Source organism: Mesorhizobium sp. 43Arga (genome assembly GCF_053714255.1).
Genome location: NZ_JBSKBO010000005.1, coordinates 364194 through 383715 on the forward strand (window position 1 = coordinate 364194; position 19522 = coordinate 383715).

Below are 19522 nucleotides of genomic sequence, written 5' to 3' on the forward strand. Positions count from 1 at the left end.
CGCGGCCTTCGCACAGGAAATGCCTGATGACGCTGCATGATGTCGCGCTCGACGACAAGTTCGACCTCGGGAAGGAGCGCATCTTCCTGTCCGGCGCGCAGGCGGTCATCCGCATGCTCCTGATGCAGCGCGAGCGCGACCGCCGCGCTGGCCTGAACACGGCCGGCTTCGTCTCCGGCTATCGCGGCTCGCCGCTCGGCGGCCTCGACATGCAGCTGTGGAAGGCCAAGAAGCAGCTCGCCGGGGCCGACATCGTCTTCCAGCCCGGCCTCAACGAGGAACTGGCCGCCACCGCCTGCTGGGGATCGCAGCAGACGGAACTCCTGGGCGAGGGCACCCATGACGGTGTCTTTTCCGTCTGGTACGGCAAGGGCCCGGGCGTCGATCGTTCGGGCGACGTGTTCCGTCACGCCAATCTCGCCGGCTCATCCAAGCATGGCGGCGTGCTTGCGCTGATGGGCGACGACCATATGGCCGAATCCTCGACCAACGCGCACGCCACAGAATTCCTCTTCGTCGACACCATGGTGCCGATCCTCAACCCGGCCGGCGTCCAGGAGATCATCGATTACGGGCTGTATGGCTTTGCCATGTCGCGTTTCGCCGGCACCTGGGCGGCGATCAAATGCGTCAAGGACAACATCGAATCGACGGCCTCGGTCGACGCCTCGCTCGAGCGATTGAACATCGTCGTGCCGGAGTTCGACATGCCGCCGGGCGGCCTCAACATCCGCCACGAGATCGACATGCTGGGCCAGGAGGAGCGGCTGCACGAATACAAGCGTGCCGCGGCCTCTGCCTTCATCCATGCCAACGGGCTGAACCGCATCGTCTATTCGGGCGGCCGCAACCCTAAGCTCGGCATCATCACGCTGGGCAAGAGCTATCTCGATGTCCGCCAGGCGCTGGAGGATATCGGCATCGACGAGGCCGCCGCCAACCGCATCGGCGTGCGGCTGTTCAAGGTCGGCTGCCCGTGGCCGCTCGACCTGCATCACATCGCCGACTTTGCCCGCGGCCTCGACACCATCGTCGTCGTCGAGGAGAAGCGTTCGCTGATCGAGGTGCAACTGCGCGAAAGCCTCTATGGCACCGCCTCGCAGCCGGTCATCGTCGGCAAAAAGGACGAGCGCGGCGATTGGCTGTTTCCCGCCAAGGGTGCGCTTGATCCCAACGAGATCGCCATTGCCCTTGGCGAGAGGATCGTCAAAACCATCGGGCCGTCGGAGGAGATCTCGGCGCGGGTGGGCAAGCTGCGCCAGTTCCAGGCGATGCTGGCCGATGCCACCGACATTGGTTCCCGCACGCCCTTCTTCTGTTCGGGCTGTCCGCACAATTCCTCGACCAAGGTGCCGGACGGCTCGATCGCCGCCGCCGGCATCGGCTGCCATTTCATGGCTCTGTGGATGGACCGCAACACGCTCGGCTTCACCGCCATGGGCGGCGAGGGCGCGCAATGGGTCGGCCAGGCGCCGTTCTCGAAGCGCGATCACATCTTCCAGAATCTCGGCGACGGCACCTACAACCATTCCGGCACGCTGGCGATCCGCTTCGCTTTGTCCAGCGCGGCCAACATCACCTACAAGATCCTCTACAACGATGCCGTGGCCATGACCGGCGGCCAGCCGCATGAGGGCGGCCTGACGGTGGACATGATCGCCAGGCAGGTGCGGGCCGAGGGCGTCGACCGCATCGCCATCGTCACCGACGAGCCCGACAAATATGCCGGCAAGGCCGAATTCCCGGCCGGCGCCACCATCCACCACCGCGATGACCTCGATCTCGTCCAGCGCGAACTGCGCGACGTCAAGGGCGTCTCGATCCTGCTCTATGACCAGACCTGTGCTGCCGAAAAACGCCGGCGCCGCAAGCGCGGCACATTTCCCGATCCCGACAAGCGCGTCTTCATCAACGAACTGGTCTGCGAAGGCTGCGGCGATTGCGGCGTGCAGTCGAACTGCGTCTCGATCCAGCCGGTCGAGACCGAATTCGGCCGCAAGCGCAGGATCGATCAGTCGAGCTGCAACAAGGACTTCTCCTGCGTCAACGGCTTCTGCCCGTCCTTTGTCACCGTGCACGGCGCCAAGATCCGCAAGGCTGAGGGCCTCGCCGGCAACACCGATCCGCTTGACAGCGTGCCGACACCGGCGGGGTTCCCGCTGGGCGCCGAGGGCTGGGCGGCGATCATCGATGGCGTCGGCGGCACCGGCGTCGTCACCGTCGGCGCCGTGCTCGGCATGGCGGCCCATCTCGAGGACAAGGGCTGCGGCATGATCGACATGGCCGGCCTCGCCCAGAAGGGCGGCTCGGTGTTCACCCATGTCCGCATCGCCCGCACTCCGGACGACATTCATGCCATCCGCGTTTCGGCGGGCAAGGCCGACCTCGTGCTTGGCTGCGACCTCGTCGTGTCGGGCGCCAAGAAGGTGCTGACCGCGGTGCGCGAAGGCCATACGATCTTCCTCGCCAACACCGCCGAGATCATGCCCGGCGAGTTTGCCCGCTCGGCGGATTTTTCCTTGCCGATCGAGCGCCTGAAGAAGGCGATCCGCACCGCCGCCGGCGACGACAAGGCGCATTTCTTCGATGCTACCCGCACCGCCACGGCGCTGTTCGGCAATTCGCTCGGCGCCAACATGTTCATGCTCGGCTTTGCCTTCCAGCATGGCGGCCTGCCGCTCTCGGCCGAGGGTGTCGAAAGGGCGATCGAGCTCAACGGCGAAGCGGTGGCCATGAACATCGCCGCCTTCCGCTGGGGCCGCCGCGCGGCGCACCAGCCGGATTTCGTGCGCGGCCTCGTCGCCCAGCCGGGCAAGGCGGGACAGACCGCCACGATCGCGCAGACGCTGGACGAGATCATTGCCCGCCGTGTCGCCTTCCTGGCCGCCTATCAGAACGCCGCCTACGGCAAGCGCTATGCCGACAGGCTGGCTCTGCTGCGCGCCGCGGAGGCCAAGGCGGTGCCCGGCTCGACCGCCGTGACCGAGGCAGCGGCCAGGAACCTGTTCAAGCTGATGGCGATCAAGGACGAGTACGAGGTGGCGCGGCTCTATACCGACGGCTCCTTTGCCGCCGAGCTTGGCAAGCAGTTCCAGAGCTATGAAAAACTCGAATTCCATCTCGCGCCGCCGATCATGGGCCGTCGCGGCAATGATGGCAAACCGAGGAAGTCGAGCTTTGGCCCCTGGATGATGAAGGGTTTTCGGCTGCTGGCGGCGCTGAAAGGGTTGCGCGGCACCGCTTTCGACTTGTTCGGCTATACAGCCGAACGACGCATGGAACGGCGGCTTCTGGCGCAATATGAGGGCGATCTTGAGCTCATCGCCAGGTCGCTGACCCCGGGCAAGGCCGAGGCGGCGGTTGCTCTGGTCTCGGTCCCCGTGCTCATCCGTGGTTATGGCCATGTCCGGCACGCCAGCGCGGAAAAGGCCGCGGGCGAGCGTCAAAGACTGCTCGATCGCCTGTCGACCACGCCGACGCCGGCGGAACTCCAGGCCGCCGAGTGATGGATACGCCTTGTTTACCTGAAGCTTGATTTTCCTGCTCTGTCCTGCGTTTGCAGGCCCTTGGCACCTCAGCCGAAGTCCCCGTTCTAAGCCTTTCTTAAGGCGGGTGTGACATGACAAGGCTTAGCGTTGGGCCGACAATATGGGCAGAACAAAAACTGAGAACATCCCGGCGGATGTTTATATCCAGTTTGTGCGGTCGTTGTTCGACAACGCCCACATGCTGGTAATCGGCGGCGTATGCTACTGGATCCTCGGATTCATGATCTATTTGCGTACGCACAACCCTTTGTTCCTGGGTTTTTCTTTCGGTCTGCTGTCCATCAGCCTTTTCCGCTACTCCGGCATTCGCGGCTTCCGGAAGGCGGGCGGCGTAATAGCCAATGTGGAAGAGGCGCGACGGTGGGAGCGCACCTATATTCTGAAGGGCAGCCTGCAGGGCCTCGGCTTGGGTGCGCTGTGTTTCCTATCGATCTATGTATATCCCGATCCCTTCGCCGAACTGGCCGCCACCTCGCTGGCCATCGCCACCCTGGTGACGGTTGTTGGCCGCAACTACGGCTCTCCGCTCATGGTGCGGATTTTTTCCGTAACCTTCATTGGTCCGGCGGCACTGGCACTGTTGCTGCGCATGGATGTCCCCTCGGTCGTTCTCGGGCTGATGATCATCCCGTTGACTTTCATCACGATCAACAGCGCCGACCACGTCCGCAACGTGCTCTTTTCGGCGGTCATCGGCCACAAGGAAGCAAGGAAGCTCGCGCTGAGGTTCGATCGCGCCCTCAACACCATGTCGCATGGCCTTGTCATGCTCGGCCCCAACGGCCGGGTGGCGGTGGCCAATGCCGAAGCTGCCCATCTGATGTCGCTGAAGTCCGCGAATGCGCTGCTCGGGCGGTCGATCCATGGTCTTTTGATGCGCGGCGTCGCCGGCGGCATGCTGGCGCCGAAGGACTGCCGCTACATCGAGGCCCAGCTGACGCGGGCCTTGCGCGAGGGCCGCGACCGCAAGGTTCTGGTGTCGCTGGCCAATGGCCAGCACTATGAATTCTCGGCCCGCGAAGGCAGCCAGGAACTCGGTGTCATCACCTTCGAGGACGTGACCGCGCGCGTCGAGGCGGAAGACAAGATCCGCTTCATGGCGCGTTACGACAATCTCACCGGCCTGCCCAATCGCGCCTATTTCCACGAACTGGTCGGCGAGGCGATGGCCTCAGGCGATCGCGACCGTTTCTGCGGCCTGGCCGTGCTTGACCTCGACGATTTCAAGAGCGTCAACGACACCCTCGGCCATCCGATCGGCGATGGGTTGATCTACGCGGTCGCCGAGCGTCTTGCCGCCGTTGCCGGGCAAGGCATCACCGTCAGCCGTTTCGGCGGCGACGAATTCATGGTCTTCTTCGACCGCATCGAGGATGAGAGCCATCTGACCACCCAGATCGACGAGATCTTCGCGGCATTGCAGGGCGAGGTGGACGTCGCCGGCCATGGGCTGCGCATCCAGACCAGTGGCGGCGCGGTATTGGCGCGTGTCAGGGACAGCGATGTCGACGCCATGATCGTCAAGGCGGATCTGGCGCTTTACAAGGCCAAGGAGCTTGGCAAGAACGGCTGGCGGCTGTTCGAGGCGGCAATGGACGCCGCCTTCCGCAACCGGCAGCTGATGAAGGCGGATCTGCGCAGCGCGGTGGAAAGCAAGAGCCTGCGGGTCGTCTACCAGCCGATCGTGGCGATGAACACCATGCGCATCGCCAGTTGCGAGGCGCTGTGCCGCTGGGATCATCCTGACCTCGGACCGATTTCGCCGGGCATCTTCATTCCGCTGGCCGAGGAAATGGGCATCATTTCCGAGATCAGCACTTTCGTGCTGCAGGCAGCCTGCACCGAATGCGCCAAATGGCCCGATCAGACCAGCGTCTCGGTCAACCTCTCGGCCAAGGATTTCCGCAGCCGCGACGTCATCCAGAAGGTTCGCGATGCGCTGGCGAGTTCCGGCCTCGCGGCCGACCGGCTGGAGATCGAGGTCACCGAAACGGCGCTGCTCGACGACAAGTCGCTGACGCGCCAGTATATCGAGGAGCTGAAGCAGATTGGTGTTCGCATCGCGCTCGACGACTTCGGCACCGGCTATTCGAGCCTGAGCTACCTACACAAGCTGCCGCTCGACAAGATCAAGATCGACCGCTCGTTCCTGATGGACGTCACCCAGAACGCGCGTTCGCTGGAACTGCTCAAGGGCATCGTCAATCTGTCACGGCCACTGGGGCTTTCCGTGACCGTCGAAGGCGTCGAGACCTTCGAACAGCTCAAGATCCTCGCCTTGCAGGTCAAACCAGATCTCGTGCAAGGCTTCCTGTTCGGTGCCGCGCTCAGTGCGTCGGGTATCGAGACGATGTCGAATGTCACCTGGCCATTCGCGGCCGACCTGCGTCGTGCCGGCAAACGGACAGCCGTTTTCTCTGCAATTTCGCCGCGCATATAATTCTTTTCGATTCAATCACCGCCCTTGACATCGAACTCAGGCAAATTGCTCAGGCCGTCGTCCCGCGATTTTGCTTTCGCGCAATGCTGCTGAAAAGGGGCTTTTGGAGCTCGCTCGGGAATGGATTGAACTCAGCCGCTGAAATCAAGAGACCTGAGTTCAGGTTGACCTGCCTGTTTGTCGAGGCGCGATATCTCGGAGGCCATGAACCAAGTCGGTCCCAGGCGTGTGCTCGCCAGGATTCTCAACGGGGCGTGCGCTGTTAAGGTTAACATAAGGTAAATCAACAGCATCCAAGTTTCTGCTTGTGTCTCATTTTGACTCGACTAGCCTATTCGCAGGCGGAATTTCGAGGACAGATGATGGATGCTGCTGCGGCTGCAAGGAATACGTCTGGCGCGGTCAGGGCAGCCGGGGATTCCGTGCTGAATCGATCGATGATGCAACTGCTGGAGCATGTCGATTATCGCCTCATCACCGGAGGCGAGGATTTGGAGGCGATTTACCGGCTTCGCTACAAATCCTATCTGCGCTCGGGCATGTGCGGCCCTATCGCCAGCGGGATGTTCGAGGATCGCTGGGACAATCTGCCCAATTCCTACCGGTTCGGCGTCTACTGCTATGGCGAATTGGTCAGCACGATCCGCTTCCATTACATTTCTCGCGAGCACCCCAATTCGCCCTCCGTCGATGCCTATCCCGAAATACTGATCGAGCGGCTTGCCCGCGGAGAAACCTTTATCGACGGAACCCGGTTCGCAACCGATCCTGATGCCGCGCCGGCCCCCGGAGTGCTGCCGTTCCTGACCCTCAGGCTTGCCATGGTGGCCTCGCTCTATTTCGGCCAGAACTCGGTGCTGACTCCGGTCAAGGTCGAGCATTCCAATTTCTACTCCCGTTATTTCAACGCCGTGCAGAAGACCGAGGCTAAGGAATTTCCGGGCGTTCTGACCCGGATCGCCCTGTTCGAAATCCCTGCCGGCGAAAATATGCGCCTGACGCTTGAACGGTTCCCATTCTTCAGGTCGACGCCAACCGAACAGCGGCTGACGTTCGCCAATCCGGCCATCAACCGGCTGACGCCCTTGTCCATCGTGCCGACAGCGAAATATTATCGCGACGCCGCCTGAGGCCCTTGTTTTTTGCGAGGCGTCTGGAGCCTTCCGACCACTTCCGCGTTTTGGTGACGGCGGCGCCGTCGCCCTAGTCTTCGTCATCATCTCGACGGATCTGTCAGAAGGAACCCGACATGACCATTTCCACCCTTGCGCTCACCCCGCTCATCTCGCTGATCGCCGGCGTGCTGATCCTCGTGATGCCAAGGCTGTTGAACTACATTGTCGCGCTCTACCTGATCGTCGTCGGATTGCTCGGGCTTTTCCCGCATCTTGTCCGCTGAAGAAACCTTTAGCCGGCAAAGAAACGCAACGCTGCGGCGACGATCGCTTCCGGAGTATCCTCCTGCATGAGGTGGCCCGAGCCGGGGACGAGGGTCAAGGCGCAACCCGGCAGCATGGCCGCGAGCTTTTGGCCGCTTTGCGGCGGTATCCAGCGGTCTTCCTCTCCCCACAGCAAGGTGACGGGGCAGCGCAATTGGCCGTAGAGCGGTTCGACCTCGTCGGTGAAACGCTGATCCATCTGGGCGATCTGCCGGTAGAAGGCGGGCTGGCCAACGGGCCCGGTCCATGGCGCGATGTAAGGTTCCAGATCGCTGTCCGACAAAGGCCTGGCCGCCGCGCCCGAAACATACGCTTTCAGAATCGCCGCTTGTATGTAGTCCGGCAAGCCGGCGAATGCGGCCTCGTGCTGACGCACATGCCGGACAAAGGGCGAGCCCCAGGGGCGCACCGCCACCGGGTCGATCAGCAGCAGCCTGTGATAGTCGCAGCCGTCGATCAGATGCGCGCGTAACGCCGTGGCGCCGCCGAAATCATGGGCGATGATTTGGGGTCGGTCGAGCTTCCAGAAGGCCAGCATCGCCGCCAGCGCCTTGTTCTGGATGCCGAGCGAAACGTCCTGGCCTTCCCGCTTGTCGGATCGCCCATATCCGGGAAGATCATAGAAATACAGCGTATGGCCACGCGCCAGTTCCGGTGCGACGCGATGCCAGACATGCGAGGAGAACGGCGTTCCATGCACGAGTACGATTGGCGGGCCCGAACCGATGGCCCCCCATGCGATGGTCGTGCCGTTCCAGTCAAATGTCTGTGTGGGTGTGATCATGGTGCTTCACCAGCCGGCGGGTTCATCCCGCGACGATAGTCCTTCGCGACCACGTCCAGAACCGCCAAATTCTGACACTAGGTTCAACGGGATTCACACCTGACCGGCAACGGCCGGGCTCTGTCATGCAAGGGATTGGCCAGCAGTTTCAATTTTCCCTTGAGGCAGTTGTCGGCCCCAATGCGGCAATAGCGCCATTGCTCTCGGCCCGGCTTTTCGCTATGTGCCTGAAAGATGTCTTCGAAGGGGTATTCCTATGGCTGATCACTCGCCGACCGGTCCTGTCGAACTGGGCGCGAAGATGGACTATGCCGAGCATGACCGCACCTATGCGGGCTTTCTTGCTCTGGCCAAATATGGATCGCTTTTCTGCGGCGCGCTGCTTATCGCGATGGCTTTCGGCTTCTTCGCGGGCGGTTTCTTCTCGGCACTTATCCTGTTCGCCCTGATCATGGCCGTCGGCGCCCTCATTCTGCGATAGACCTTCCAAAACCCCGTTGCCATTGACCTCGCCGGATATTCCGGCCGACACTTTGCGCAAACAGGTTCCAGCCGAAAGGATCATGCGGTGGGACAGACGGTTTTCATCCCTCGTGAGCTTGACGCGAACGAGCCGCGCGTCGCGGCCTCGCCCGATACGGTCAAGCGGCTGGCGGGGCTGGGCTTCGATGTGATTGTCGAAACCAGCGCCGGCACACGGTCGCGCATCCCCGACGAAGAGTTTGCCAAGGCAGGTGCCGCCATCGGCAAGGCCTCGGACGTCGGCAAGGCCGACGTCGTGCTGAAGGTTCGCCGGCCGACGGATGCCGAGCTGAAGAGCTACAAATCCGGCGCCGCCGTGATCGCCATCATGGATCCCTACGGCAACGATGCCGCCGTCGCGGCGCTGGCAAAGGCCGGTGTCACCGCCTTCTCGATGGAATTCATGCCGCGCATTACCCGCGCGCAATCGATGGACGTGCTGTCCAGCCAAGCCAATCTTGCGGGCTATCAGGCGGTCATCGATGGTGCCTCGGAATATGATCGTGCCTTGCCGATGATGATGACGGCGGCCGGCACGGTGCCGGCGGCGAAAATCTTCATCATGGGTGTCGGCGTCGCCGGTCTGCAGGCGATCGCCACGGCGCGCCGCCTTGGTGCCGTTGTCACTGCCACCGATGTGCGCCCCGCCGCCAAGGAACAGGTCGCCTCGCTCGGCGCAAAGTTCCTGGCCGTCGAGGACGAGGAGTTCAAGGCCGCCGAAACGGCCGGCGGCTACGCCAAGGAAATGTCGAAGGAATACCAGGCCAAGCAGGCGGCGCTCACCGCCGAGCACATCGCCAAGCAGGACATCGTCATCACCACGGCGCTGATCCCCGGCCGGCCGGCGCCGAAGCTGGTGTCGGCGGCGATGGTCGCCTCGATGAAGCCGGGCTCGGTGCTCGTCGACCTCGCCGTCGAACGTGGCGGCAATGTCGAAGGTGCTCAGCCGGGTCAGGTGGTAACCACGGCCAATGGCGTAAAAATCGTCGGCCACCTCAACGTGCCAGGCCGCGTCGCCGCATCCGCCTCGCTGCTCTATGCCAAGAACCTGTTCGCTTTCCTCGAGACGCTGGTCGACAAGACCACCAAGACGCTCGCCATCAAGCGCGACGACGAACTGGTCAAGGCCACCATGCTGACCGACGGCGGCAAGGTGGTTCATCCAGCCTTCGCCAAGGCCGACCAGCAGCCTTATGTCGAACCCGCGGCGATCCCGGCCAAGACCATGGTCGCCGATGCTTCGGCTGCGTCCAAAAAGCCCGCGCCAAGGAAGTCCGCCGCGTCCAAATCGTCCTCGCCCAAGTCGAAAGGCACAGCGTGATGGATCAGACCCTGCAGAAAGCCCTCGACCAGCTCGACCAGGCCTCCGCCGCCGTCAGGCTTGCGGTGCAGAACCTGGCCAATGCTCCAGGTGGTGCCGAGGCGGCGGGTGATGCCGCACACGCTCTGTCCGGCGGCGCCATCGATCCCTTCGTCTTCCGCTTCGCCATCTTCGTGCTGGCGATCTTCGTCGGCTACTATGTCGTCTGGTCGGTGACCCCTGCGTTGCACACGCCGCTGATGGCCGTCACCAACGCCATCTCGTCGGTCATCGTCGTCGGCGCGCTGCTCGCCGTCGGCATTGCCGCCTCCGGTGTCGCCGCCGGCTTCGGCTTCGTCGCGCTGATGCTGGTCTCGGTCAACATCTTCGGCGGCTTCCTCGTCACCCAGCGCATGCTGGCCATGTACAAGAAGAAGGACAAGTAGAGCGCCATGAACGCCAACTTCGCGTCCTTCCTCTATCTCGTCTCCGGCGTCCTGTTCATCATGGCGCTGCGCGGCCTGTCGCATCCGACCACCAGCCGCCAGGGCAATCTCTACGGCATGATCGGCATGGGCATCGCCATTGCCACCACGCTGGCGCTGGCAACCCCGTCCGCCGGCCGCTTTGGCCTCATCGTGCTTGGCCTTGCCATCGGCGGCGGCGTCGGCGCCGTCACCGCGCGCCGCATCGCCATGACCTCGATGCCGCAGCTGGTTGCCGCCTTCCACTCGCTGGTCGGCCTCGCCGCCGTCATGGTCGCAGCGGCGGCCATCTACGCGCCGGAAAGCTTCGGCATCGGCATGGCGGGCGACATCCATGCCCAGGCGCTGATCGAGATGAGCCTCGGCGTTGCCATCGGCGCCATCACCTTCACCGGCTCGGTCATTGCCTTCTTGAAGCTCGATGGCCGCATGTCCGGCAAGCCGATCATGATCGGCGGGCGTCACTTCATCAACGCGGCCCTCGGCGTCGCGCTCATCGTGCTGATCGTGCTTCTGGTCACCACGGAATCGAAGCTGGTGTTCTGGCTGATCGTCGCCGCCTCGCTGGTGCTCGGCGTGCTGTTGATCATCCCCATCGGCGGCGCCGACATGCCGGTCGTCGTCTCGATGCTCAACTCCTATTCGGGCTGGGCGGCGGCAGCACTCGGCTTCACGCTCGGCAATCTTGCGCTGATCATCACCGGCGCGCTGGTCGGCTCGTCCGGCGCGATCCTGTCCTACATCATGTGCAAGGGCATGAACCGCAGCTTCATCTCGGTCATCCTCGGCGGCTTCGGCGGCGAGACGGCCGCAGCGGCGGATGACGGCATCGAGCGCACGGTCAAGCAGGGCTCGGCCGATGACGCCGCCTATCTGATGATGAATGCGCAGAAGGTCATCATCGTGCCCGGCTACGGCATGGCGGTCGCCCAGGCGCAGCACGCGTTGCGTGAAATGGCCGACAAGCTGAAGGCCAACGGCGTCGACGTGAAGTACGCCATCCACCCGGTGGCCGGCCGCATGCCCGGCCACATGAACGTGCTTTTGGCCGAAGCCAACGTGCCCTATGACGAAGTGTTCGAACTCGAGGACATCAATTCGGAGTTCGCGCAGGCCGATGTCGCCTATGTCATCGGCGCCAACGACGTCACCAATCCGTCCGCGCGGGACGACAAGAGCAGCCCTATCTATGGCATGCCGATCCTCGACGTCGACAAGGCCCGCACCTGCCTGTTCGTCAAGCGCTCGCTCGGCTCCGGCTATGCCGGCATCGACAACACGCTGTTCTACAAGGACGGCACCATGATGCTGCTCGGCGACGCCAAGAAGATGACCGAGGAAATCGTCAAGGCCATGGATCACTGATCCGGCCGACAAGCGGAAAAGCAAAGAGCCCGGCTTTGGAGCCGGGCTCTTTCATTTCTGGCGCAGGGCTACGTTCAGCGGCTGGTCAGGAAAACCGCTTCCTCTTCGTCGCGCTGCCTGCCGCCGAGGGCCGCGGCCGCACTGGCGATGAAGGCGCCGATGACCAGCGACAAGGCGCCGAGCAGGGCAAAGGTCGCGCTGGCCTTCCTGGTGGTGTCGGCCGCCTGCTTGGCCTTGACCTTGGCGTCCTCGACCTTGGCAACCATAGCATCGACACGCGCCTTGGCGTCAGCCTCGGACAGGCCGGTGCGAGCGGCAACCAGTCGCGAGAGATAGGCTTTGTCGTCGGCCGAGATCTCGCCCGAGGCGGCACTGGCGATGAGGATGCGGGAGGCCTGCCCGGTAGCGGCCGCTTCGTCGCCGGGATTGGTGGCGGCGGGCTTGGCCGGGTCGGCTGGGCGAAACAGCGAGTCCACGAGATAAGAGGTGGCATTGTCCGTCGATGCTTTGCCTGCGTTGGCAGAAGCGCCGGCCGATGCACCCGTGGCAGCACCGGAAGCCACGGTGGAAACGGCCTGCACACCTGAACCGATCGCAGCGGAAAGCGCCGAACCGAGGATGCCGACGACAAGCAAGGTGGCCAGCGCCCAGGCAAGAAAGCCGTGCGCGGTGTCACGGAAATAGACCTCGTCGGTATGGATACCGACCCATTTGGTGCGCAAGCGGCCAGCGAGATAGCCGCCGACACCGGAGGAAAGCCATTGCACGACGACGAGCCAGATCGCCGTCGATACCGCGAATGTGGTGGCCGACGTGCCTGACCCTGACCATGGCGAGACCATGGTCAGTCCGAGGCCCGAGCCGAGCAGCATGAGGATGAAGGTCAGCGTCGAGGCCGCGAAGGCGCCAGCAATGATCGGTCCCCAACTGACTGCGGTTGAGGATGATTCCGTCGAAGGGGAGACGTCGACCGCCGAGAGGGTGGACTGCATTGACGCCCCCTATCGTACGAAAAGCATGATGAGAATGATGATCGGAATCGGAATGCCGAGCAACCAGAGCAAGATGCCGCGTCCCATGAAGGCCTCCTATGAGAAATCGTGATCGATGCTGTCACAATGTCCCGCAGGGGCTTCCGTTCCGGCGGGCTATAAAATGATTTTGTTTGCCGGCCATGGAACAAATCGGAGCGCCGCTTCGATGTCCCAAGCGATCATGTTGTTGTGATTTGACCCATAGGTCGAGTCGGGCAAAAGCGGAAACCCTGGGTTTCGTCCCTGCCTTGTGACTTACAAGTCTCGCTGGATCCGACCCGGCAGCTCTGCGAATTTTCTTCGAAGTGCCTTGCCGAGGAGGACGGACAAATGACTCTGCAGAGATACCAGGAGAAGCAAAGAGCAAAAGCCCAGCCGATTTGGGCTCCTGTTCGCGGGTCACTATGCGTTCCTGCCGCCATGCGGGTGCCCGACGGCGCGCCGCTCCCGATACCTGCATCGACGCACCCAGCTTCGACCGGGCCGCGTTCCATCAATGCCTGAACGCCGCCCTGGCAAGCTTTTTCAGCACGGCGCTACAGCCTTAAAGCGCGTCGCGTCAAAACGGATTCAGGCGACGCGCTTAAGCGCGTGTTGTGCATCTCGTTCGCCCCAAACCGCAGCGCGGTTTTGCGCGACATGCATCAAATATCCAGATTGGCGACCGACAGCGCATTGTCCTGGATGAATTCGCGCCTTGGCTCGACCTCGTCACCCATCAGCCGCGAGAACAGGCTGTCGGCATCGGTCGCGTCGTTGACCTTGACCTGCAGCAGCGAACGCACATTCGGGTCGAGCGTGGTTTCCCACAATTGCTCGGCATTCATCTCGCCGAGACCCTTGTAGCGCTGCATGGTCAGCCCCTTGCGGCCGGTCGCAAAGACGGCGTTGAGCAGCGCCAGCGGCCCCGAGACGGTTTCGGAGACATCCTTGCGGCGCAGCACCGGCGGCGCCCCGTAGACCTCGCTGAGGCGCTGTGCGTAGCGGTCGAGCTGGCGGGCGTCGGCCGAATTGATCAGCCCCATGTCGAGATGGGCGTACTCCTTGACGCTACGCACGGTACGCTCGAAGACATACCCGCCGCTGCCGTCATTCGAGGTCGACATGCGGCCGATCCAGCCGCGCTCGGTATCCTCGGCGATGATGTCGAGGCGTTGCGCGATCCGCTCCGCCATGGCGTTGGCGCGACCAAGATCGTTGAAGACCTCGGGATTGAGCCCGCCGGCGATCGCCGCCTGCTCGACGACGTTGCGGTTGTAGCGCGTGTGCAGGCCGTTGATGAGCTGGCGCACGGCCAGTGCGTCGGCAACGGCGCCGTGCAAATCCTGTCCGGTCCGCACTTCGCCCGAGCCCAGCGTCAGCGAGGCTTCCTCCAGCCCCGAATCGATCAGGAACTCCTCGAAGGCGCTTTCATTCTTGATGTATTGGGAGCTCTTGCCGCGCGTCACCTTATAGAGCGGTGGCTGGGCGATATAGAGATGGCCGCGCTCGATCAGCTCCGGCATCTGCCGGAAGAAGAAGGTGAGCAGCAGGGTTCTGATATGCGCGCCGTCGACGTCGGCGTCGGTCATCAGGATGATCTTGTGGTAGCGCAGCTTGTCGGCATTGAACTCGTCCTTGCCGATCGAGGTGCCGAGCGCGGTGATCAGCGTGCCGATCATGTCGGATGAGAGCATGCGGTCGAAGCGGGCGCGCTCGACATTGAGGATCTTGCCGCGCAGCGGCAGGATGGCCTGGTTCTGGCGCGAGCGGCCGCCCTTGGCCGAGCCGCCGGCCGAGTCACCCTCGACGATGAAGATTTCCGATTTCGCCGGATCGCGTTCCTGGCAGTCGGCCAGCTTGCCAGGCAGCGAGGTGACGCCGAGCGAGGTCTTGCGGGTGATGTCGCGCGCCTTGCGTGCGGCTTCGCGCGCCGCCGCGGCCTGGATCACCTTGTCAATGACCACCTTGCCTTCGCTCGGATGCTCTTCCAGCCATGTGCCGAGCGCCTCGTTGACCAGCCCCTCGACCACCGGGCGGACCTCGGAGGAAACCAGCTTGTCCTTGGTCTGCGAGGAGAATTTCGGGTCGGGAACCTTGACCGACAGCACCGCCGTCAGCCCTTCGCGGCAATCGTCGCCGATCAGCGAGACCTTTTCCTTCTTGGTCAGGCCCGAGGAATCGCCATAGCCGGTGATCTGACGCGTCAGCGCGCCACGGAAACCGGCCAGATGGGTGCCGCCATCGCGCTGCGGGATGTTGTTGGTGAAGGCCAGCACATTCTCGTGGTAACTGTCGTTCCACCACATCGCCACTTCGACGGTGATCCCGTCGCGCTCGGCCTTGATGGCGATCGGCTTCTCTATCAGCGGCTTCTTGACCCGGTCGAGATATTTGACGAACTCTTCGAGGCCTCCGTCGTAGTGCAGTTCATGCCGCACGATGTCGGCGTGGCGGGCGTCGGTCAGAATGATGCGCACGCCGGAATTGAGGAAGGCGAGCTCGCGCAGCCGGTGCTCCAGCGTGCCGAAGTCGAACTCGACCATGGTGAAGGTCTCGGCCGACGGGAAGAAAGTGATCGAGCTGCCGCTGCGGCCCTCATAGGTGCCCGGCTGCTTGTCCTGCTCGTAGCTGCCGGTCGCCTTCAACGGCGCATCGGCATTGCCGTGCGTGAAGCTCATTTCGAAGATCTGGCCGTTGCGGCGGATCTTGAGCTTCAGCCATGCCGAAAGGGCGTTGACCACCGAGACGCCGACGCCATGCAGGCCGCCCGACACCTTGTAGGAGTTCTGGTCGAACTTGCCGCCGGCATGCAGCTGCGTCATGATCACTTCGGCCGCGGAAATGCCTTCGCCGGTGTGGATATCGGTCGGAATGCCGCGGCCATTGTCGATCACCGTCACCGAACCATCGGGGTTGAGCGTCACGGTGACGAGGTCGGCATGCCCTGCCAGGGCCTCGTCGATGGCGTTGTCCACCACCTCGTAGACCATGTGATGCAGGCCCGAACCGTCGTCCGTGTCGCCGATATACATGCCGGGGCGTTTGCGGACGGCATCCAACCCCTTCAAAACCTTGATGGAATCGGCGCCGTATTCGGCGTCGGCGCCGTTGGTGTTCTCGGTCTGGTCGCTCATGAAAACCTATTGTCTAGATGCCGCTTATACAGCGCGAAAAATCGGCCCCGAATCGCGCCTCTGATATAGCGTAGATATAGGCGCTAAAGGCGGTTTTTCCAAGGTTTGCGGGCATTTCCGGCCCAAATCCCGGGCCGGCAGCCGGCTATTTTTTTCGAGCGCCGAATTTGGCGAGAAGGCCGCGCAAATATTTGATCGTGGGTTTGTCTCTTGGCGCCAGCCGGCCTGTGCGGTGGAGCTCCAGCGTCAGATTCAGCGCTTTGGTCAGCACGGCTTCCGGATCCTTCGCCACATAGGCATAGTTGATGTAGGCCTGTACCAGATCAAATTGCCAGATCGCATTGTTCGGATCGGACCCTGCCAGTTTCTGGCGAATGCCGAGACTGGCTTCGAAGGCCTTCTTGGAGCCCTCGAAATGGCGCTGTTTGGTTTCCAGCATGCCGATCTCCGAGAGCGTGATTGAAAGGTCGCGTTGCCAGTCGGAATTGGCCGGGTCGAGCTTGGCCAGCCGGTCGGCAATGGCAAGACTGTCCTGGTAGTTTTGCAGTGCGCCGCTGACATCGCCCTGGGCTTCAAGCACGCCGGCCACTTTTTCCAGGCAGACCGACAGGTCGCGCTGCCAGTCGGTATTGCCGGGGTCGCCTGCGGCAAGTTCATGCGCGACGGCCTGCGCTTGCTGATAGGAAGCCAGCGCTGCCGGCCAGTTCTCCTGGTCATTGAGCGCGTTGCCGACCTTGGCGTAGTTGATCGACAGGTCGCGCTTCAAGTCGGTGTCGTTGGGGTCACGGCGCACCAGTTGCTCGGCGATCGCCTGGCTCTTGCTGTAGGCCGCGAGCGCACCAGCGGCGTCGCCGCGCTGGCGCAGCAGGTCACCGATCCTGTCATGGCTGACGGAAACAGCCCGCTGGCGCTCAGGGTCATCGGGTTTGTTCTCGGCCAGCGCTACCCGAATTCTCAGGCTCTCTTTAAAGGCCGTCTGGGCGCCGTCCAACTGTCCGGTGGTCCGGGCAAGGTCGCCGATTTCATCATAGCTTATGGTCAGGTCGCCCAGCCGATAGGCGTTGTTCGGCTCGGCGTCGGCCAATTTCTGCTTGATCGACAGGCTTTGCTGATAGGCGTTGGCCGCCTCACCCACATCGCCCTGCGTCGCCAGCACGTTGCCGATCTTGTCGTTGGCCATGGCAAGATCACCGAGCCAGCCTTTCTCGTCCGGCACGCTTGCGGTCAGGTCCTGCAGCATGTCCCGGGCCGCCTCATAGTGTTCCAGGGAGGTTGGCAGATCGCCTTGCACCATCCTTATGTTGGCGAGCTTGATATGGCTGATGGCGAGATCGCGCTTGAGGCTGGGGTCGGTCTCCTGGCGCGACCGCTGCTCAAGGTTGGCCAACAGCGCGGTAAAGGCCCGGCCGGCCGCCTCGACATTGCCCACCGTCGTATAGAGAATACCGAGTTCCTCCAGCGTGCGGCTCTGGCGGTCGGCCTGTTCCAGGTTGAGCGAGGTCTGCCCGGCCTCGCCATAAAGCGACAGCACCGTTTCATAGTCACCAATGGCCGTGGCGTAGTCGAGGTCGGCGCGTGCCGCACCCCCGGACAGGAAACGCGTCGCGGCCTCCGACAGGGTGCGGCTGACGAAATTGCTCTTCAGCGCCTGGCGCGACACATTGTCGATGTCGGCGGCCTTGGCGAGCAAGACGCGGGCGCCATCGAAGGCGCCGAGCGAAAGCTGCTCCTCGGCCTGCCGGCGCAATTCCGCCACCCGCGGATCGTCGGAGGCGAGCGTCTTCATTTCGCTGCGCACCTTGACGAAGGCGTCGGCGGCCTCGCGCAGCCGGGCATTCAGGCTATCGGCGGAGAGATGGCCGGTGTCGGAGCTGATCAGCGCGCCATAGAGCGGCGCCAGCGGCATGTCGGCATCGCTGGCGATCTGTTCGACCTCGCCGCGCATTTCCGGGGTCACGTCGGCCATGGCGAGCAGCAGCCGTTCGCGCTCCGGCAACTGTTCCTTGGCCGCCGCGGCAAAGAAGAGTTTCGGCAGGCCGCTTTCGACATAGGGCAACTGCTTGCCGCGCGACACGTCATAGACCTCCTGCTGCACCAAGGTCAGCACCGAGCGGATCTCCAATCCATCCGTGCCGAGATATTTGGTCAGCGCAGTCGTGAAGGGCGAATTCTCTCCGGTTCCGTCGGCTGCCGTCTCGCCGGGTGCGGCTGAAAAGGCGAACAGGATGTTTTCCGCGCGGCCGACGCGGCCGAGGCCTGGCTTGATCTTGTCGGCGACATCCTTGGCCAGCGAAGTCGCGCCGCGACCATCGCCGCTGCTTGCCGAGAAGGGATCGCTGCGGCAGGCGTCGAGAACGATCAGCCCGACCTTGGCGGTTGCGGCGACGGCATCGCGCACCTCCTCCAGCGGCATGCTGGTCTTGTTTAGCTGATCGAGCGAGGACGCGTCGGCATCGACCGGCAATAGGCGGTTGTCGCCTGAAATCTCGACGCCATGGCCGGAGAAATAGACCAGCGCGACATCGGCGCCCTTGGCATCCTGGCGAAAGTCGTCGAGCGCGCGCCGCATGCGCCGAAGGTCCCGGTTGGTTTCGAGGATGACTTCGAAGCCGAGCTTCTTCAGCGCGGCTTCCATTGCCTCGCCGTCATGGACGGGATTGGCCAGCGGCCGGACCAGCCGGTAGTCGTTATCGGCCATGACCAGCGCCACGCGCCGTTCCGCCACCGCGGTGGCGGTGGTCGCAATCGTCAGCAGCAAGGCAAACAGCAAGCGCAAGTCGAACCGCCCCCGGCTCAGTCACCTGCCGACCATTCCACCTCTTTATGGCGCGAGCAAGCCAGGGCGTTTGGCCAAATACCGGCGCTTTCAGGCAGCGCGTAGCGGCTTCAACGCCTCGCTCCAGCGCAACAGTTCGTCCAGCATGGCCTTGGCGCCGCCGATCACCTGTTCGCTGGCGTTGAAGGCGCCGTTCTCATCAAGCAGCTTCTGATACATCGGCAGCGCGACGCCTTCCGGAATCGGCATGATCCCCACCGACGTCAAAAGCGGCTTCAGCGCCTGCGCCGCGCGCAGGCCGCCGGAGACGCCACCATAGCTGAAAATGGCGGCCGGCTTGTACTTCCATTCGCGCAGCAAATAGTCGATCGCGTTGACGATCGCTGGCGCCGCGAAATAATTATACTCCGGCGCCACGAAGACGAAGGCGTCCGCGGCGTCGATCGCCTTCGACCAGGCCTTGGTGTGGTCGTTCTGATAATTGCCAAGCCTTGGATGGTGCGGCTCGTCCAGCACCGGCAGGTGGAACGTGGCGATGTCGGTCAGCACCGGCTCGAATTTCCCGTGCTGGCGCGCGAATGTCTCCAGCCATTCGGCAAAAACCGGGCCGGCGCGGCCGGGCCGCGTGCTGCCGATGATGATGTTCAACTGGTGCTTCAAGGCGGGCTCCCTTGTCAGGCGGTATCTCTTTGTGACTGTCACTACGGCAGAGC

At 63.1% G+C, this 19522-nt stretch carries 13 protein-coding genes; 8 read left to right on the top strand and 5 right to left on the bottom strand.

Features of this window, described 5'->3' with window-relative positions; genetic code table 11:
- Positions 1-26: 26 nt before the first annotated feature.
- The 4 genes from ACWGS8_RS19955 (at position 27) to ACWGS8_RS19970 (ending at position 7387) form a co-directional block, all read left to right on the top strand.
- Positions 27-3506 (top strand): indolepyruvate ferredoxin oxidoreductase family protein, encoded by a 3480-nt coding sequence (locus ACWGS8_RS19955; RefSeq protein ID WP_454582525.1) that lies wholly within the window; start codon positions 27-29, stop codon positions 3504-3506.
- Positions 3507-3648: 142 nt separating this feature from the next.
- Positions 3649-5988, top strand: a complete 2340-nt coding sequence (locus tag ACWGS8_RS19960) for a putative bifunctional diguanylate cyclase/phosphodiesterase (RefSeq protein WP_454582526.1) — start codon at positions 3649-3651, stop codon at positions 5986-5988.
- Positions 5989-6425: 437 nt separating this feature from the next.
- Complete coding sequence (locus tag ACWGS8_RS19965) at positions 6426-7118, top strand: N-acyl amino acid synthase FeeM domain-containing protein (protein WP_454582527.1); 693 nt, start codon at positions 6426-6428, stop codon at positions 7116-7118.
- 119 nt (positions 7119-7237) lie between these two features.
- Positions 7238-7387: a DUF3096 domain-containing protein gene (locus ACWGS8_RS19970; protein WP_111544933.1), complete on the top strand. Its 150-nt coding sequence runs from the start codon at positions 7238-7240 to the stop codon at positions 7385-7387.
- 8 nt (positions 7388-7395) lie between these two features.
- Here the strand turns inward: ACWGS8_RS19970 and ACWGS8_RS19975 are convergent, their stop codons facing one another.
- Complete coding sequence (locus tag ACWGS8_RS19975; protein ID WP_454582528.1) at positions 7396-8211, bottom strand: alpha/beta fold hydrolase; 816 nt, start codon at positions 8209-8211, stop codon at positions 7396-7398.
- 256 nt (positions 8212-8467) lie between these two features.
- Between ACWGS8_RS19975 and ACWGS8_RS19980 the strand changes: the two genes are divergently transcribed.
- The 4 genes from ACWGS8_RS19980 (at position 8468) to ACWGS8_RS19995 (ending at position 11883) form a co-directional block, all read left to right on the top strand.
- Entirely contained in the window at positions 8468-8692 is a 225-nt protein-coding gene (locus ACWGS8_RS19980; RefSeq protein WP_454582529.1) for an aa3-type cytochrome c oxidase subunit IV, read from the top strand.
- An 87-nt stretch (positions 8693-8779) separates the two neighbouring features.
- Positions 8780-10054, top strand: a complete 1275-nt coding sequence (locus ACWGS8_RS19985) for a Re/Si-specific NAD(P)(+) transhydrogenase subunit alpha (RefSeq protein WP_454582530.1) — start codon at positions 8780-8782, stop codon at positions 10052-10054.
- The gene (locus ACWGS8_RS19990; protein ID WP_032919126.1) at positions 10054-10479 is read left to right on the top strand and encodes a proton-translocating transhydrogenase family protein; all 426 of its coding nucleotides are present in this window, start codon (positions 10054-10056) and stop codon (positions 10477-10479) included. The genes ACWGS8_RS19985 and ACWGS8_RS19990 overlap by 1 nt, the downstream gene beginning before the upstream one ends.
- A gap of 6 nt (positions 10480-10485) precedes the next feature.
- Positions 10486-11883: an NAD(P)(+) transhydrogenase (Re/Si-specific) subunit beta gene (locus ACWGS8_RS19995; RefSeq protein ID WP_454582531.1), complete on the top strand. Its 1398-nt coding sequence runs from the start codon at positions 10486-10488 to the stop codon at positions 11881-11883.
- Between the two features lie 74 nt (positions 11884-11957).
- On the opposite strand, the gene ACWGS8_RS20000 is transcribed toward ACWGS8_RS19995, so the two are convergent.
- The 4 genes from ACWGS8_RS20000 to ACWGS8_RS20015 form a co-directional block, all read right to left on the bottom strand.
- Positions 11958-12875 (bottom strand): hypothetical protein, encoded by a 918-nt coding sequence (locus tag ACWGS8_RS20000; protein ID WP_454582532.1) that lies wholly within the window; start codon positions 12873-12875, stop codon positions 11958-11960.
- 686 nt (positions 12876-13561) lie between these two features.
- A complete protein-coding gene (gene gyrB, locus ACWGS8_RS20005) occupies positions 13562-16033 on the bottom strand; it encodes a DNA topoisomerase (ATP-hydrolyzing) subunit B (protein ID WP_454582533.1) in 2472 nt (823 codons plus the stop codon).
- Positions 16034-16178: 145 nt separating this feature from the next.
- The gene (locus ACWGS8_RS20010) at positions 16179-18809 is read right to left on the bottom strand and encodes a caspase family protein (RefSeq protein WP_454582534.1); all 2631 of its coding nucleotides are present in this window, start codon (positions 18807-18809) and stop codon (positions 16179-16181) included.
- A gap of 90 nt (positions 18810-18899) precedes the next feature.
- The gene (locus ACWGS8_RS20015; protein WP_454582535.1) at positions 18900-19469 is read right to left on the bottom strand and encodes an NADPH-dependent FMN reductase; all 570 of its coding nucleotides are present in this window, start codon (positions 19467-19469) and stop codon (positions 18900-18902) included.
- Positions 19470-19522: the final 53 nt, after the last annotated feature.